Source organism: Pseudomonas sp. BW7P1 (genome assembly GCF_024981055.1).
Classification (GTDB): domain Bacteria; phylum Pseudomonadota; class Gammaproteobacteria; order Pseudomonadales; family Pseudomonadaceae; genus Aquipseudomonas; species Aquipseudomonas bananamidigenes.
In genome coordinates this window covers 1,049,040-1,066,556 of sequence record NZ_CP103374.1, presented here as the reverse complement: position 1 = coordinate 1,066,556, position 17,517 = coordinate 1,049,040, and the positions used below count along the sequence as shown (strand labels likewise).

General features: G+C 57.4%; 7 protein-coding genes. 2 read left to right on the top strand and 5 right to left on the bottom strand.

Translation table 11 applies throughout. From position 1 onward, the window contains the following. Positions 1-795: 795 nt before the first annotated feature. Positions 796-1,776, top strand: coding sequence for an integrase domain-containing protein (locus tag NWV16_RS04650; protein WP_260523478.1), 981 nt, complete (start codon positions 796-798; stop codon positions 1,774-1,776). Continuing rightward, positions 1,773-2,054 (top strand): hypothetical protein, encoded by a 282-nt coding sequence (locus NWV16_RS04645; RefSeq protein WP_260522151.1) that lies wholly within the window; start codon positions 1,773-1,775, stop codon positions 2,052-2,054. The genes NWV16_RS04650 and NWV16_RS04645 overlap by 4 nt, the downstream gene beginning before the upstream one ends. Before the next feature lie 92 nt (positions 2,055-2,146). Here the strand turns inward: NWV16_RS04645 and NWV16_RS04640 are convergent, their stop codons facing one another. From NWV16_RS04640 to NWV16_RS04620, 5 genes are read right to left on the bottom strand one after another with little or no spacing between them, the layout of a single operon-like run. Next, positions 2,147-2,926: an HNH endonuclease gene (locus NWV16_RS04640; protein WP_260522150.1), complete on the bottom strand. Its 780-nt coding sequence runs from the start codon at positions 2,924-2,926 to the stop codon at positions 2,147-2,149. Further along, on the bottom strand, positions 2,923-4,866 hold the full coding sequence (locus NWV16_RS04635; RefSeq protein ID WP_260522149.1) for a chromosome partitioning protein ParA: 1,944 nt from the start codon (positions 4,864-4,866) through the stop codon (positions 2,923-2,925). The genes NWV16_RS04640 and NWV16_RS04635 overlap by 4 nt, the downstream gene beginning before the upstream one ends. A gap of 6 nt (positions 4,867-4,872) precedes the next feature. After that, positions 4,873-9,411, bottom strand: a complete 4,539-nt coding sequence (locus NWV16_RS04630) for an Eco57I restriction-modification methylase domain-containing protein (protein ID WP_260522148.1) — start codon at positions 9,409-9,411, stop codon at positions 4,873-4,875. A gap of 24 nt (positions 9,412-9,435) precedes the next feature. Next, on the bottom strand, positions 9,436-12,228 hold the full coding sequence (locus NWV16_RS04625) for a DEAD/DEAH box helicase (protein ID WP_260522147.1): 2,793 nt from the start codon (positions 12,226-12,228) through the stop codon (positions 9,436-9,438). Positions 12,229-12,234: 6 nt separating this feature from the next. After that, a complete protein-coding gene (locus tag NWV16_RS04620) occupies positions 12,235-17,508 on the bottom strand; it encodes a DEAD/DEAH box helicase (protein ID WP_260522146.1) in 5,274 nt (1,757 codons plus the stop codon). Positions 17,509-17,517: the final 9 nt, after the last annotated feature.

Genomic DNA, 17,517 nt, shown 5'->3' with positions numbered 1-17,517 from the left:
AGCCACGACATTGTCCAGGATTTACCAAGGTATTCCACCGATGGATAACCGCTTTTCACGTCCTCAAGAGCACAGAATTTCGGCCCTTGACCGGGTTTATCCACAGGCGTAGAACTGGCGGTGCAAAGGCTGTCGATGACAGCACCCCAGGTGACCCGAGCCTTAAAGGTCACGCCGCTCCCGCGGTGGTTCTCCCCAAGGGCGATTCGCATCCGGCAGCTCGCCCGGTCACTTCCCAGTGATGGATGCTCTTATACATATGGCCCTCGTGCGCCAGATACACCGTACCTCGCTGCCCTGCAGCAACCTAACCGCTTGGCCAAATTTTTGCGCCAACCTGTGCCCGTCTCTTTCTTCTGGAAAGAGACGGGCGCTTCTACCACTGCTGCAGCCCTGAACGCACATGGCTTTGCGGCAATCCCCCTCGTGACAATCGGCGTGACAAACGCCGATGTCACCAGCAACAGCCTTGTAGATGACGGTGCCGCAGACTAGGGAATGGACTGCACCTGACTGACAGTCAGGCATGCCCCGGTCATCGCAGCGCTGCTTGCACATAGCTCAGGATCTTCAGGCACTGGTCTCGTCAGCCAATGCTGCCTCCACCCGCCCACCGCTATCGGTGCTCAGGAGGCCAGATCATGAGATGCCCTTGCTCCCGGTCGTAAGGAGCCGCCAGTCCCGCGTAGAGGACATCCCCACAGGTCGCAGGGGCCTTGATCCCTGATAACACTCAGCATTCTTGGCGGGATGACGTGGGGCGAGGACTGGAGAGCAAGAGATGAGGTGACCGACATGGCATTGGTGGGTAGGCGTGACGGCCGTAATTTTGGCTACGGCAGACAATTGAGCTATGCAGGGCCGCAGGCACTGAAAGACATGTTCGGCGGCGGTCATTACGGCACGGTCAAGGCACACTGTGATCGATGGCAGGCATTCGTGAAGTGGTGCCGCTCAGAACAGGGGCCGGGTATCAATGATGCGCGGCAGATTGATCGGAACGTATTGGCGGACTATGCGGCGTATCTGCGCGACCTGGTTAGGCGCGGTGACCTTGCTGTCAGCACCGCACAAAACCGCCTTTCCAGCGTTAACAGGACTATGGCAGCGCTTCGCGGTGACCAGCATGTGAAACTGCCAAGTCCGAGCAAGGCGTTAGGTATGCAGCGCACCGGGGTTCGCCAGTCTGTGCCACAGGGCCAGGACCGCGAACAGGTGAAGCAGATCGTCGATGCGCTTTGCAGCCAAAATCTGCTCCGGGCCGCCGCGATCGTTCTGCTGGCGCGAGCCACCGGTATGCGCCTGCGTGAGGCCATCCTGGCTGACCTGCCGCGGCTAAATCGTGAGGCGAAAGCGTTCGGTAGGATCAACATCCAAGACGGCACGAAAGGCGGTCGCGCTGGCGCCTCGGCGCCCCGTTGGATTGCGGTGAACGATAATGTTCGAGGTGCACTTGAGTTTGCACGGCAGGTGTCGCCTGTGGGTAGCCACAACCTGATTACACTCCATCAAACCTATCTGAATGTCCTGCAAGAAATCATTCGCCCTGCGCGGGACATCCTGCATGCACACCGCCTAAAAGGCTTCCATGAGCTACGAGCGGCTTACGCATGTGAGCGCTATGAGCAAATCACCCAACACCGCGCGCCCATCAAAGGAGGTCAATGCTACGGGTTAGATCAGCACCTTGATCGTGAGGCCCGGAGGCAAATCAGCAATGAGCTGGGGCACGGTCGAATCGATGTGGTTGCTGCCTACATTGGGGGACGAACATGACCAAGCCATTCGATATGGAGTTGTTCTTGGCTGGCGTGCTGACAGGGTCGCATGCGACGCGGCAACGCCATTTGCGACAGGCGATGCTTATCCAAGCTGAAATTGCAGAACGCTGGCAGCGCGACACTCCTTGGGCTTGGCAGAGAAAGCATTTGGCTTGGTACCTGGAACGCATGAGCCAGCGAAGTGACGCGACGCGGTATTATTATTTGCTAACTGTTCGGCTACTTGTTCGTCGACTAGGGAAATCATGGGTATTCCACAGCAAACGCCAGTAGCTAGCATAACGATGGCTTACAGTAAGCTGAATTGCGAGTGAATTTGTATCGAGTTTTAACTCAAGAACTCAAGGCATTGATCTGTTTCTAGATCAGGCGCCGAGCAGGAAACGTTCGCGATGCCACCGTAAATATGGCCGATGCTCGTTAGCCAGCCAGCGCAATGCCATGCCTGAGTGGATACCAAGGCGATGCAGATCGTTTTGGGATATGCGACCGGCGATTAGCAAGTTTCCGTCATCATCAAAGCTAATCAGAAAGCGATCAAAAAGTGCATCAAGGTGAGCCGCAAGCAGGAAGCCATTGAAGGAATCCAGCCGCTGGACATCGTCGGCGCATTGCGCCCAAGGCTTGGCGTGACTGGCGCGAAGTGTTTCAACTAAGGTGATGCCGGTCACCGCACAGGCACCGCCCCAGTAAATCAATAGCGCATCTCGAAAACGATCCTGCCCTACGCGCTGGCGTACCAGGCGTTCCACTTCTGTGCCTCCGCTTCCGCTCGGCAAGGCTGCTAGTGCCTGCGTAACTGCCGAGTGGTAATCGCGTACAGCCTGATTCGGTAGCGCCTGTGACAAACTGGCCGCGCGGCGGAGCAATGTGGACAGATCGGCTAGAGTGGGCACACAGAATGCACCATCTACCCCCGCCCATGGCTTGAAGCTGCGCAGTAACTCCGACACCAGCGCAGGTGAAGCAGGCTGCAAGCGCACCTCAAACCCGCCGGCCATCGGCACCATTGCCGCTCTACTTCGGTGACGTGCCGAAGCCAGTATCACGGTATTACCAAGTGCGGGCAGCACATGCTCGAAGCCGTTGTCGTGGCCTGCTTTCTCAATCAAGGCGCGTTGTAGAGGATTCACTGCGTCACTCATGTCAACGACTCAAGATTTGCACCCAGACGCCTTCGAAGAAGAAGGCCACTCTCGTTATCGGATGAAAGTCTGAGACGCTCAAAAGACTTGAAAGCCTCAGTGGGCTCAGTTGAAGTGGTGACAATGTATTGGAACGAATCACTTCCACTCGATGCTACATGCCTAAGCAGAGACCATAGTATGGCCTCGCTCATTTCCGCCTCACGAGGAGAGTCATGCAGAAGGAATCCAGGGTGAAAGCTTTCATCTTTCGTGCTGTCTAGCAAGCAGGCAATATCTCCTGCCAGGATTTCCAGAACCTTGAAAGTCGTTGAATGCATTGGCCCCATTTGAAACGGGTGATTGCGGTGCTTGTCCTCATCGTTAAAAACGCCCCACCGGAAAGAGGGTAACGATTTAGCAACAGCTTGCATGGCATCACTGATGACACGGCGACGCCCCTTCACCGCCTCACGCTCTTTCTCAAGCTGTATCTGAAGCTTTTCGCGTTGACGCTGAGTCGATTCAACTTTGAGCTCGACTGCTTCGATATCGGCCGACTGGGAACTGCCTGATGCGATATTTTCGTAATATTCGTAGTCTTCGATGGACTCGTCGAGCAACTGATGTGCTGACAGAGACTGTGCGTATCTTGCATCCAGTTCAGTATTTTGCTGATAGATTGCTGCCAGTTTTGCGTCAATAGGCGCTGCCTCCTCCTTCAACTCATTCAGCCGGTCCTGCAGGAGCGGCAGCTCGCTTTCGAGAGCCTGCTTAGATCGTTGATGCCCCGCGATACGCTGCTTCCGGTCAATTTGCGTCTGTCCGATGCGCTCAGTGACATAGCTGCAATCCTTGAGCAAGCGATTTCCTACATCGCAGCGAGTTGGCAGCCGTTGCTGCAATGACGAAACTTCGTTTTGCAACTCTTCTACTCGCTGGATATCGCCCGCAATCAATGCTTCCACTTGCTCAATCTCGTTGGAGAGAAGATCCATGAGGTTTTTTAGTGGCGCTCGCCTTTCCACCCATGCCTGATGATCTGCAGCAAGATCTTTTCGCTCAGACTCGATTGTCCGCAGTTCCTGCTGATAAGCCTCATGTCTTTGCTTGGCGAAACCGATAAGGTTCGGATGCTCAAGCAGACCGTCCTGCCGGAATGGAGTAGCGGCTGGGACACTGAGGCGTCGAGTCAATTGCCTGCGCACGTGTGTCAGCAAGCGCGCGGGCTCCTCACGCAATGCTTGCAGCTGTGATTTTTGATCCTCCATCTGTTTGGCTGCGCTATCCAAATCACGCAATGTTGTGGCGTTGTGCAGTAGGCCCAGCACGATTTGCATTAGTGCCGCAGGGGACTTCGCCGGCAGGCTAAATCCAACCCCGTCAGCACGCCACTGGTAATAGTTGTGATAGCGAGTGTTTTGGTCGCGGGAACACCAAGCCAGAATCTGATGCCATTCGATGGGTTGTTTCGACGCTGGCAGTTCTTTTACAGGCAGGATTTCGACCAGATGCTGGTGGAGTGCTGCTTGGTAGGCGTTGAATTCGTTCTCAGCGTCACCCGTGGCCAACTGCCGCCAATCGGCTGCGCGTGATGCTCGGTAGTGCTTCTGATGCAGCCATGGTTTCACAACAGTCCAGGCTTCACCACCGACATGAACACGGGCGGCTACTGCGCCTTCCTTCAACTCACGACAGCTCAACAGCTCATCGCGCAACGTCGAACCGCTCGACCAGAGCGGATCATCCAGTACAAAACGCAGCAGCTGGCAGAATGCTGTTTTACCTACACCATGCCCTGAACTTCCTGACCCTGGTGGCGATACGATCAGGTTCAGCCCGCACTGAAATGTGATTTCGCGCAACGGCTGCTGAGTTGTCAGGGATTCCAAAAACCAAAGCGTTTCCACCCATATGCGCGGTTTAGCAGGGCTTGTCGGAAAAGTTGTAGCATCGTCCATATGCATTTATCCCCGTTTGCGTAGCTCATCTGTTTGTGCAGCCGATGTCGAGCCTACCAGCGCTTCTCTCAAGGCAGCATCTTTCTGGCGACGCGCTTCGACCAGGGCCTGAGCCAGCGATTCGGTGCGATGATCGCCAATTACGTTGTGCAATGGTTCCTGATTGCGAATGGATAGAGACGCAGTGGTGGCTACGCCAAATAGATCGCGAAGCCAACCACAAATATGCGTCCAACGCTCTGTATTCAACGGCATCAGCCAATCATGTAGCCACCCTGCATGCGGAGTAGCTTCTGGCAACCGCGCTTCAAGAATGCGTCGCAAGCGATTGTCGTCACACTCTCCGGCATGTACAAGTACATCGCATATGAGGCCAGCCAGCCAATCCTCTGCCTCGGAGGCAGGTGTGCCGCCTTCGGCATAGATAGAAAGCGGCGCGGTACGCCGCGTCGGTTTAACTGCTGGAATGATGAGCGATGGCTGCTCCAACATATCCCAGGCCTCCAGCACCAGCCTTTGGGTGCGATATTCACCGAACTCCTTCAGCTCCTTATTCTTAAGCACCCGGAAAGTTTCACTAGGGTACTCGTCGCCCATGATGTCGGCGGGGTCGAGTATATAGCGCAGCTCGTCACGGGTGAGGCTATAGAGATTGGCGTAGCAGGCGTCGAGTTCAGCGCGAAGGATTGCCCTGCGGTCGGGGTCAAAGGCGAAGGGTGGGCCATCATAGCCCAAATCCTGCGCCCAACTAGCTAGATCGTGGGCGGTGTAAGTTAGCTCCAGTACGCGCGGAACAATAAAAGCGAGATCGGCTTCGGTATAGCGTTCAGGAGGAAGAAAGGGAAACTGCTTCAAGTAGAAGTAGGTTAGCGATGTTCCACCAATTTTTTGGCGAGCGACATAATCCAGAACTAGTGAATTAAAGTTACCCAAAAGCGCCGCCGAATGCTCAACAGATGGTGAGGATTTGGCGAACCATAGTGGAGTTTTATGATTGACTCCGACCCTTGGTATCACCGATGCAATCACTGTTCGCTCTACAGAGCGCAAGGCAATATCTCGCCAACCCATTAGCCAATCTCGCTCCCACTGCCAAACTACGCGACCATCACGGTCGCGTTTGCACAGGCGCTCCTCCACCTCGGTACGATTGATCCAGTAGCGTGGGGTAACGATGAAATCCGGATCATTTCTTTCGGCAAGGGTTGTATCGCGACTGCTGCCATTGTTGTCATACGTTGCCCAGCGGTGGTCAAGCTGGTGTATAAGCTTGGCTTCGTATAGGGGCAGACGGTCCGGTGCAAATTCGTACTTGAACAAATGACTTTCGTTCGACATGTGGAACATCGTCAAAAACGAAATTCCCCATGGATTGACTACAGGCTCTATCACCTTAGCCTGCTTGCCTTTACCTGCGGTCACAGCATCACGAATCAGAACAGGCGCCACACGGTAGAGCTTCTTAGACAGTTCAGCATCGCGCTCACTGCGGAACACTGGGCAGGTAAGTGTATTGGGGTTGATAAGACTGAATTCGCTGGGTGTTAACGTGAACCACTTTGCAGGCTCGTAGAGATCTTGAATTTTCTTGGCATCAAAAAGAAATTCTGTTGAAACTGAATTTCCCAGGGTTAGCAAGCAGAACGACTTTCTGTCGTCTGTTGCTTTGAACCACGCACGCACTTCATAAAGGCTAATCAGCTTTACTAGTCGCTGAGTGCTTGTTAGGTGACCAAAAAAGGCCTTGGTGCTGTCATCAGTAGCAATACCAGTGGGCACGATAAAGCCGGCACGGCCGCTACTGGCTTGGATTTGCAGGATAGTTTCTGAGAACAGCGCATAGGTATTCACATCGCCCACGCCGGTAAGCGGGAAGCGGCCACCATCGTCACCCTTAACATGGGCGAACAGGCTGGCCGCCTCACTGGTACGACGGGCCGATATAAACGCTTGGTAGAGGCGTTTTTCCGCTTCGTCCTCGTGCGTTTCATGGGCAAGTTCGGGGTAGAGGTGGCGCGCCAGCATGCCATCACTGAGCCACTGAATACGCTGAGCGCGCTCGGCCTTGTTGCGGGCCCGAGCCACGTCACTGTGGCGTGTTGCGAAGAACTCTTCCTCTTGCAGCTTGATGCGCTCCCACGGAGGGTTGCCCAGCACACAATCAAAACCACCTTGGGCAAATACCTGTGGAAACGCCAATGGCCAGTGGAGCACCCGGGCCTCTTCGCAGGCTTGCTGTGCCGCAGCCAGCGCCGGCTGCAGTTCAGTAGGCAGAGCATTGCCTAGCAGGGTGAGGTAGAGCGCGGCTGTGGTAGGGATGGCCTGAGCGTTGCCTTCTGTTTTGGGCAACAGGTAGGCCCCCAACAGCAGATTGGCTGCCTGGGCAAGCTGGCCGGTGCGAGCGGTGTGCAGGTAGCGGTCGTAGGCCTGCTTCTTAGCGGCGATCTGTTCACTGCTGTCTTCGGGCAGGGCTTCCAGCGCGCGCAATGCCTCGAGGCCAATATCGTGCCGCTGAACGAGTTCGGTCTGGCCGAAAGTGCGCGCGGTACGCTTTTTCTCCAAGTCTTTGAGGGCGGCGGCATTGACTTTGGCCAGTGCCTTGCACACGTCTTTGTCGTCGCCGCTGAGGGGCTTGAAAGCGTCCTTGGCGATACCTTGTTCCAATACTTTTAAGTCGGTAAGGCCCAGCAAGGCGTCGCCGACTTGCAGGTGATGATCGAGAAATCCCAGCGGGCGCCCTTCCTCGTAGCCCTCGAGCCACAAAGCCATGCGTGCCAGTTCGATAGCCATGGGATTGCGGTCCACGCCATAAATGCAGTGGGCCACCACTTCGCGCAGAGCATGACGGTAGTCCTGAGGCTGGATGGCCCCCTCCTGCCCGCCTTCGAGGCTCCGTAACTGGGCCAGTGTTTCTGCCAGGCGGCGTGCGGCGGCAAGCAGGAAGTGGCCGCTGCCGCAGGCGGGATCGATAACCCGGATAGCCAGCAGCGCCGCGATGGGGTTGGTTGGATTGCCGGCCAAGCGCTGCTCAATGACTGGTTCAAGTGCACTTTTGATCAGCTCTTGCACCAGGCTGTCGGGGGTGTAATAGCTACCGGTGAGCTTACGGGCGTTACCAGCGGTACTTCCTTCCTCGGTAAGGCCGACAAAGCCGAAACGGCGCGCTGGCAAGTCGATGCTGGGTACCAGTTCCAGCAAGCTTTCATATACGCTGCCGAGCTCCTCCGGCCCCATGTTGCGGTAATCTACAGGAGTAAGGCTGCTACCTTTGCCCTGAGCCACCAGAGCCCAGCGCAGTTGTTGCAGAGCAGCCAATAAGTGGGCGTTGTCCAGGCTGGCGGCATCCAGATCGGGGCATTGCTCGGGAGCGAACAGACCGCCCAATGCAGGCAGTGCTAGGCGTGACTCGCCCTGAGCAAGGCCACGAAATACAATACGAATGGCTTGCCATTGATCGTCGTACCGGGTGCGGGCGCGGCGTTTCAGACACAACTCACGCAGGCGAGCCAAGGCATAACCTTCGGTATACGCGCGTCGGGCAGCCACGGACTCGCCACCGTCATCCTTGGGGTGCAGTACACCACGCTCTTCGACTGTGAAGACGAAAATTAAACGATAGATTAGGCGGAGCAGTTGCTGGAAGTAGGCGTCCTTGCTCAGCGTGCCGCTGTCCAATGCAGCCCGCAGGCTGTGGTTGGCATTGTGTTGCAGAAAGCCCGTGCCGAAGGTCAACAGTGCTTGTTCGACGCCGTTGCGCAGCCCATCGCGCACACGGGTGCCTTCTTGCTGGCCTTCACTACGCCATTGCTCCCAGATGCACGTTGCGGATGGCCTCCCCTCACCATGGCCATCCCCCATGAGAGGATATGGGAGCAAAGGAGCACGGCTGGCGTGCAATAGACGCCAGACATTGACGAACTCGGCATAACGCTGGCTGCTGAACAGATCGGCCAGATCGACTTCGAGAAAACTGGGGCGGGTAAGCGAGGCAGCATCACGCAGCAGGCGTAACTGTCTGCCGTTGCTAACGAGGCCCCATTGCAGCGCTTCGCTGGAATTGAGCAGTTCCTGCATAGCTTGGAATGGGGATTTTTTGCGGTTTCCACTGCCTTGCACAGCAAACTGCGTGTCGGCGTCGTCCAACCTCACGGTGTGCGGAGCCACCAGAACAGGTAGGTGACCGGCCATAAGGCTGATGGGATAGCGCAGTTCACCTACCTCTTGCTCTTGCGCAGGTTGCAGGGTGGTGTAGCCAAAAGCATCACGGAGCAGTTCATGAATAAAAGCGGTGGTGAGCTGCGTGGTATTGACGTCGGTGCGTTCCATCTGTGCGGCGAAATGCTGCCATTGAGCACAGGCGATCTGAAAGCCGCGGCTATACTCGTCCTTGAGCTTGACACCCTTAGGGGGGGCATAGTCGGACTCAAGCTGTGCGCTGGCGCGGCCCTCGGCGGCTTTTTCCAGTTGATCGGGCAGGAACAGCCCGCCTTCGAGTTTGAGGGTAGGCAGGTTCAGCGTGGCCTGGGGTTTGCGGGTGCGTTTCATGGTTGTTCTTCTCTAGGCCAAAGCTTATAGCGAGTCAGGCAGCAGCACGTATACACCCATCACATCGACGGGCAGGCAGGGGCTGACGCTGTACTGCCCTACGTCACGGGTGGCCTCGCGCACACGTTGGTGGTCGGTCAGCAGGGTATCGGCACGCTGCTGGGCCAACGCTTGCAGTTGTTGTGGGTGCGCGGCGAGGAAGTCGAGCGCCATACGTACTTCGCGTTGCACGGCTTCAGTAGGCAAGTTGCCGCTGGGCGTGCATTCAAGCAGGCGGCTCACGCTGTCGTCGGCCAGCCACTGTGGAACGTTGCGGCCCTGCACTGCCAAAGCCACGGTTTCCTCGGCCATCATCTGAAAGGGCTCGCGGCGGCGTATGTAGCTGAGCTGGTGGCGCAGGCGCAGCAGATAGAGGGTGGTGACTACTTCAACGTCTTCGGTCAGGGTAACGGCACAGCGGGCGGCCAGTGGATTTTCGCCCCCGAGCGCACCTTCCAACAGGTGCTGGGCCAGCAGACCCACCAATGGGTGGCTGCGGTGCATTTCTCTAAAGTCGATGGACAGGGGTGTGGTGATGCCTTCATCGGCCAGGCGTTGGCGCAGGGCTTCCGGCAGGTGCTGCGGCAGGAAGCGTACGGTCTGCTTGCGGCCAGCTTCCAGCGGCGCCCCCAGACGCACGCAGGCGCTTTGCAAGAAGCGCTGCACGTCGGCCTGGGTGCCCAAAGCTTGTTGCTGTTTATGCCACTCGGGCAACACTTCGTCGGGTTTAATTCGGCGCTGTGCGAAGACGGTACGGTTGGCCTTGGCTTTTTCCAGGGCATCCTGCCATTGCGCTTGTAGTGGCTGTAGTTCGACGTTGGCTTCGGCAAATAGATCAGGCGTGTAGGGTGCTGCCATTCGTTCACGGCCCATCAGGGCGGCCTTGACTAGCGCTTGGTTGATGCGGGCCTCATCTTCGGGTAGCGGAACCAACACGCCCAGCTCCTTCTGGATGGCCTCCCCCTTCTTGAGGATAACATTGAGCACGAAGCCATCCACGGGGTTGTCCTGGCCGTAGAGCATGGTGCAGCGCACTTCTTCGGACGGTTGACCGAAGCGGTCGACCCGGCCTTCGCGCTGTTCGTGGCGGGTGGGGTTCCAGGCCAAGTCGTAGTGTACGACGGCGGTGAATAGGTGCTGCAGGTTAATGCCTTCGGAGAGGCAGTCGGTGGCGACCAGGATACGCTGGTCGGCATCCGCCATGTCGTCCACACGCTCTCGGCGTTGCTCGGGCGTGAGCTCGCCGGTGATGGCTTCGATCGTGGTCTTGGGAAACGCAGCTTTGAGGTGCTCGGCCACGTAATGGGCGGTGGCGATGTAGCGGCAGAACACTACGGGATGGTAGCCATCCTTCACTAGCAGCTCGATATGTTGGATCAGCGCAGCCAGTTTGGGGTCGCCCCTTTTACCGCTGAGCCGGCGTGCATCGGTGATCAGGGTTTGGAGGCGACTGGCATCCCGCACCTGGGTTTGTACTTGCGCAGGTGGCTCTAGGTCGTTGCTGGAGAGGTCGTCAGCTTCGCCATCATGCAGACGTTCGTCGCTGAGAAAGGAATCATCCAGCAGGGCACCTTCAAGCCGAGTGGTCAGTGCCTTGACAGCGGCTGCGGGCGATGAGGCTACGCAGCGCAGCAATGCTAAAGTGGCGTACCAGATGAGACCGGCACCACCTTGGGCATCCTGCTGCTCAATAGTTTCGGCAAGCTCACGACAGTAGTCCTGCACAGCGTCAAAAAACGCGCCCCATTCACCGCTGAGTTGGTAGGTGAGTTCGGTTTTCATCCGGCGGGGGAAGCCGCGTCCATCGTCGGTTTCGGCCTGCCATTCGGCGATGTCCTTTCGGCGGCGCTGAACAAAGTGGCGGGACAGTTCTTGGCGCAGCGGGTCGGTGGCCGTCATTCGGCCTTGCAGGGCGGCAAAGCGCGGGGCGAGCAGCGACAGCAGGTTGTAGAAAGCTGCTTCATCGCCTGAGTGCGGCGTGGCGGTGAGCAAAATCAAGTGGCGCTCTTCGTCTCTCGCCAGGCGTTGTAGCAGTTCAAACCGCAGTTGCTTGCCTGCACCGCTGCTGGCACAGGTGTGCGCTTCGTCCACGATGATGCACTCGGGGGCCGTGGCGAGGAATTGCTCGCGGTTGCGTTCGCTCTTGATGTAATCCAGGCTGACCACTACCACCGGATGATGGTCGAACAAGCGCACGCCATGCGGTAGTTCGCGCTCGATGCGAGCGGCGGAGGATGAGGTCAGCGCAGTGGTCTGAATGTTGAAACAAGTTTCCAATTCGCTTTGCCATTGCTCGACCAGATGCGGTGGGCAGAGGATGGCCAAACGGCTAATTTCGCCGCGATCCATCAGTTCGCGGGCGATCAGACCGGCTTCGATGGTTTTGCCGATACCCACGTCGTCGGCGATCAAAAGGCGCACGGTGGATAGGCGCAGCGCCATCAACAGCGGCACGAGCTGGTAGCTGCGCGGTTCAACGGCAATGTTACCGAAGGAGCGGAACGGGCCGGCTCCGGCGCGTAGGGTCAGACGTAGGGCGTCGCGCAGCAACAGCGAGGCGGCGTGGTTGCCAGCATGCGCGGGATCGGGCCAGGAGAAAGTGGCGGGTTCGACGGGATACAGTTCCAGTTCAGGGATCAGGGTGATGCTTTCGTCATCGGCACCGCTCAATGGGCGCAGGCGCAACCAGTCGCGGCGGGAGTCACTCTGCACCACCCATTCGCGACCACGGGCGCGCACCAGATTGCCGGGCAGAAAGTCGTGTTCGAGAGTTGTCATGCGCCTTTATTCCTTGGAACCGAACACATCGGCGTGTGTGGCAAATTGTCGTGACCAGTGTGAAACGTCCGAAAAATCGAGCACCTGCCAGCCTTTGTCCTGCAATACACTTATGGTCTGCTCATCCACCAGGGATAGAAATACCAAGGCACGGGATGCCTTGTATTGCGCGGCGGCGACGGCTACACCGTTGTTGACGGGCACGTTGAGCGCATCGGGTTGCAATGTGCCAGCCTGCTTGAGGGCTATTAGCCAGGCATCAAGAGGCTCGTCGGCTGCCGTACTGGGCACCGCAGCGGACGGGTTTTGCATTGAGGGCGTTACCTGAGCATTGGCCAGCGCCACCAGCAACTTAAGCGCATCGGCGTTACGGCGGTTGATGTGCTCATGGTCGGGCTGGTTGAAGTAGGACAGCAGGCACTGGTAGCAGCCAGCTTCGCACTGATGATTGCCAAGTTCATTACTGCGTTCAAGTGACGGCAGGTCGTCCATGGTCCATACGCCGTTCTGCGGGGCGCGATAGTGGATTAGTTGCAACGCCTTGTCTGCCACCAAGGCCATATCGGCGGGGCTGTTAGCCAGGCGGGTAAGGACGCCGGCACCACCTTCGGCGGCTTCATAGAACAGCAGGGCACGACGCTCATCAGATTTAGGCAGAGGCTCGGCCACCAGTTCAGATTCCTCGATCTGGAAGGTCATTTCTATACCGCGCTTGAGCGCAGCCTGCAACGTGGCCATGGCCTCCAGTGATAGCACTTGCAGAGGTGCGAGGATCAATAGATTGCGGTGATCCTCGACGAAGGGAACGATGCGCTGGTTGGACACTTTTTCCATCAGCGCATCACCTTCGCCCTTGTCGTCTTCGGCGTCTGGTGCATCCTGTTTACTCCAGGTGCCGGTGATGGGATTGATGTAGAAGCCCAGTTGCTCCTTGTCCTTGCGTCTGCGCCAGCCACGGTTGATGCGCCAGATTTGTGCAGCGGGTGCGTAAGTGAGCTCGCCCAGCACGTCCTCGCCTTGTTGGATTACGGCCTTCTGCTGCTGTATACAGCCATCAGGACCGGGCAAGAAGCGGTAGGTGGTTTGCAGCTCGAAGCCTTGCCGCTGACGCTCCTCGTCGTTGATGGAGATGCGCTCCGTAGCTACTGTCTCCACGGTTTCAATGCGGTAGAGTTCACGCACCCAATCGTGCTCGGTGAGCAGGGCGTCGCAGTTTTCGCAGCGGTTGACCAGCGGCTGCTCGCCTCCAGGCTCACCGAGATGACCGTAGCCACACTGACTGCATACCAGCGAGGCAATGGTAGACAGTTGACTGCTACCGGAGATGTGGTCCGTATTGCCGACGTTGAGCTTGGCGCGCACCACGCGGTACATGCGACCCTGGTGGTAGATGAGGCTGCGTGGGCCGAACTCGGATAGAGCAAGAAAACGCGGTCGGCTGACCATGCTGCCTTCGTCGTCTTTGCCATTGGCAGTCTGCCCGCCACGGGCGGGAATCCACGCCATAAGCGGCAGGCGCGGAAAATTGTAGCCAGGCAGGAAGCCTTGACTAGCTAGGTAACGATAGGTGTAGAAGTCGTTGTTCTGGCCGTTACCGGACTTGAGCAGCACGGCATACTGGCGCGCAGCGTCACCGTAGCGGCGCTGAGCATTCTGGCGTTCCGTATGCGAGGCACTATGGCTCTTTACGATGCGGTCGGCCATGTCCATCTGCTGACGGGTGGCATCGAACAGCACGCGCCAACGCTCCAGTGCCCCGGAGAAGGCCTGCGCCGCGTTGTCGATGACCTGGCGCACATAGTCTTGGGTAAACCAGGAACTGCTCTCGAGCTCCCCCGTGAGTTGGTCGATGACACGTCCCGCACTTACCAATGCCCGCCGCTGGACGGCAGATGACCGCAACGCTTCGTGCAGGGGCTGCTTCAGTGGCTTTCCGGGCTGATCGAGGTCCAGCATGGGTGCGATGCTGTCATCTAATGGCGCCTGGGTGCTGGCCAGCCAGACCGCTTGCAAATGGCTGTCGATGAGGTCGCGGTTGGTCAGGTCTAGAGTTGGAGCGCGCACTACGCCGTGCACCATCTGCTCTGCATTGTGAAAGAACCACTGATCATGCGGACTAAGCGCCGCGCAGTAGGTGATGACCAGGGCCTGCTGCCCTGAGCGACCAGCACGACCGCTGCGCTGGGCATAGTTGGCCGGTGTCGGTGGCACGTTGCGCAGATACACAGTGTTGAGCGCGGAGATGTCCACACCAAGCTCCATGGTGGGCGAACAGAACATCACCGGCAGACGCTCCAGGGGAGCTTCATGAGCCGGGGTCTGCGCCCAGTCCTGTCTATCTTTTTCGGTGTAGCGGAAACGCTGCTCCAGCAGTTGTCGGCGTGGCGCATCCACTTGGGCCGTGTGTTCCTGAGCCTCGAAGTCAAACAGTGGATGCGAGGGCCGTTGTAACATGTCGGCAATACCGAGGTACAAAGCGCGGAAATACTGATTAATACGACTGCTGTCAGATTGCGGCTGATCGGCAATTAGGCACCAGTCCAGTGCTGCCGCGTTCAAGCGCCAGCCCGCGAGCTGGGCATCGATGGGCTGACTCTGCACATAACCGTAGTTCTTGGCAGACTCCAGCAAGGCTTCGATAAGCTCGACCCATTCGATATCCCTCCAATGCAAAACTTCACTGGCGCAGGCGCTGTCGCGCCAAAAGGGTGCGGTCTTGATTTGCCGCAGCAGACGTGAGCGCGGGCCGCCTGTAACCAGATCTGTACGCGGCTTGCCGCGGTACTCCGGTCGCTTGCTGAGAATGAGATAACGACCTGTATCGAGCTTCTCGTCGGGGGCAAAAGCCCAGCGTTCATTCAGATAAGTGTGAGCACTGGTGCGCGCCTTGTCCTGCTCGACCGGGTCGAGGTAACGACTTTCTAGGCACAATTGGCGGCGCAGGGTGTCGAACAGCAGCTCGTATAGAATCGCCCGTTGTGCGACCGTCAATCTGGCGAGGATGTGGTTGCCAGCAAAAATGCTCGAATCAGCACAGAAGCCATCCAGCTCGCGATAACGAATCTGCAACAAACCGAGCTGATCCAGATTTGGGTTGTTGTAGCGCCAGCCGCGGCGCAAATCACGCAATAATCGATAGGCGATGATGAAGCGCAACGTGCGTTGTGCTTCCTGCCGGGCCAGCCCCATGAGTTTTGGGGTACGCAGATACTCCACCAGTGTTGCGTTATCGATTCCTTGAAAACCTAGGGCCTTGAATACGCTTTCGGCAAGATGCTCTTCATCGACTTGACCGCCGCTGCTTTGAAGTGCACCAACCAAGCCGGCGCGCAGTGTCACCAGGAAAATGAAGTCGTTGAAATGCCCCGCCTGCAGAGCAGCGTCCTGACGGTTGTCGGTGAAACCTAGCAGCTTGCGCGGATCAGGCTGGCCTGGTGATGGTTCGGGAAATGCAAATAACTGTTGCAAGGCCGCCAGGGTTATCATGGTGGTAGCAGAAGAGCGGCCTTCACCAGATAGGCTGGAGAGGCGGTTGGCATCCTTACCATGAGCTTCATGTGTTGTTCCGCAGTTCAGGCAGAAGCGGAATTTGCCGGGGATAAACCAGAATTCCGTCCCCGAGCCTGTTTTCCCTTTTGCATCGACAGTGACCATATAAGGAAGGGCATTTTTGTAAGCTGGCTTGACCTTGGGCTCGCTGCGGCTGAGGTCGATCCAGCTTTCCGGCAAGTCTTCGAGCAGGCCGCCGTATTGCTGTCCGCGCACCAGAGGGCACAAAAAGCCATAGCTGGCATCGTCCTCTGCCGCGATGTCGTCGATTTCACGCGAGCTAAAGCTGACAGGTTGCTGTGAGTGCCAGACAGGCAGGTATTCCTGACCGCAATCGCGGCAGAAGTGCGCGGGGTAAAGCAACACATTATCTTGCTGACGTCCCGGCGCGAAACGCTGTGCATCCAACGTAACAAGACGCTTGCCACGCGCTTCCAAAGTGGTGAGCACCTTGCCGGGGCCGCTAATGAACTGGTGCAGCTTGAACGCGAATGGCGGTTTGCCTTGTGGCGTACGCATATTATGGGCGGCCACAAGGAAGCGCTGCAGGGCGGCTCGGGCTTCTTCAGGTCGGCAGTCGGCGTCTTTTGCAAGGCGGCCGCTGGCATCTTCCAAGCGCATAGGGCGGGCTCGGCGCGGAGGCTCATCGGGCGGAAGGTCGATACCTAGAGTCAACTCGACCCAAACAGCCAGCGGATCGTCGCGGAAAGCTTCGAAATCAGCCCAGATATCATGCTCGCGAGCGACGGCCGCAGGCAATGCTGAACGAATTGCATTGATGTCCTTGAGTGGATTGGTGACACGCTCTAAGGTCTCACCGATGACATCATGTTCACTGATATTGGTACCAAAGAGCTTGCTGGCCACATCGGCCACCACACGGTTACGGTCGATCTGTCTGCCCGTGCTGGACATGGTGGCAGATGTGCCAATGCACACCAATTGCGTAGCGTTCAAGCGCTCTCGCAGGCGTCGCACTAGCAAAGCGACATCCGCCCCCTGACGGCCACGATAGGTATGCAGTTCATCCAACACCAAAAACTCAAGACCTTCGCAGTGCTCTACAACCCGTCGGTCGTCTTTGTCGAAACGCGTGAGTATGTATTCCAGCATCATGAAGTTGGTGAGCAGGATATCGGGTGGGTTATCCGCAATCGCTGTGCGTTCTGCTTTGCTTTCCTGGCCGGTGTAGCGTTTGACGGTGAAGGGACGAAGCTCTTGCGCATAGCCATGCAAAAACTTGTCAAGCTCTTCTAGCTGGCTGTTGGCCAGAGCGTTCATCGGATAAATGACAATAGCCCTGGTGCGTGCTTTGTCGTCGGATGACTTTTCCTTGAGAATGCGGTCAATGATCGGGATGAAGAAGGACAGAGACTTCCCCGACCCTGTGCCAGTCGTGACCACATAACTCTGACGTCCTTGACCTTTGGCCAAGGCTTCCAACTGATGCTTGTAAAGATGCAGTGGCTGAGGCGAACCTTCGGTTTTCCCGACCTGGAAAATCTCCGCACAGGCGGCGTGCAAAATGCCCTGGTCCACCAACTGCTGCGCCGTGCCTTGGCGTTGGTAGTTAGGATTGATCTGCACCAGTGGCTCAGGCCAGTAGCGACCTTGAGTGTATTGATGCTCTACCTCTGCTTGGATATCGGGTGCAGCGATGCGTACGAAGCTGCGGGAAAAATTGCCATAGCGTTCAATGAGCTGGTCGCGGAACTGAAAAACGTTATCCATGGTGAGTCC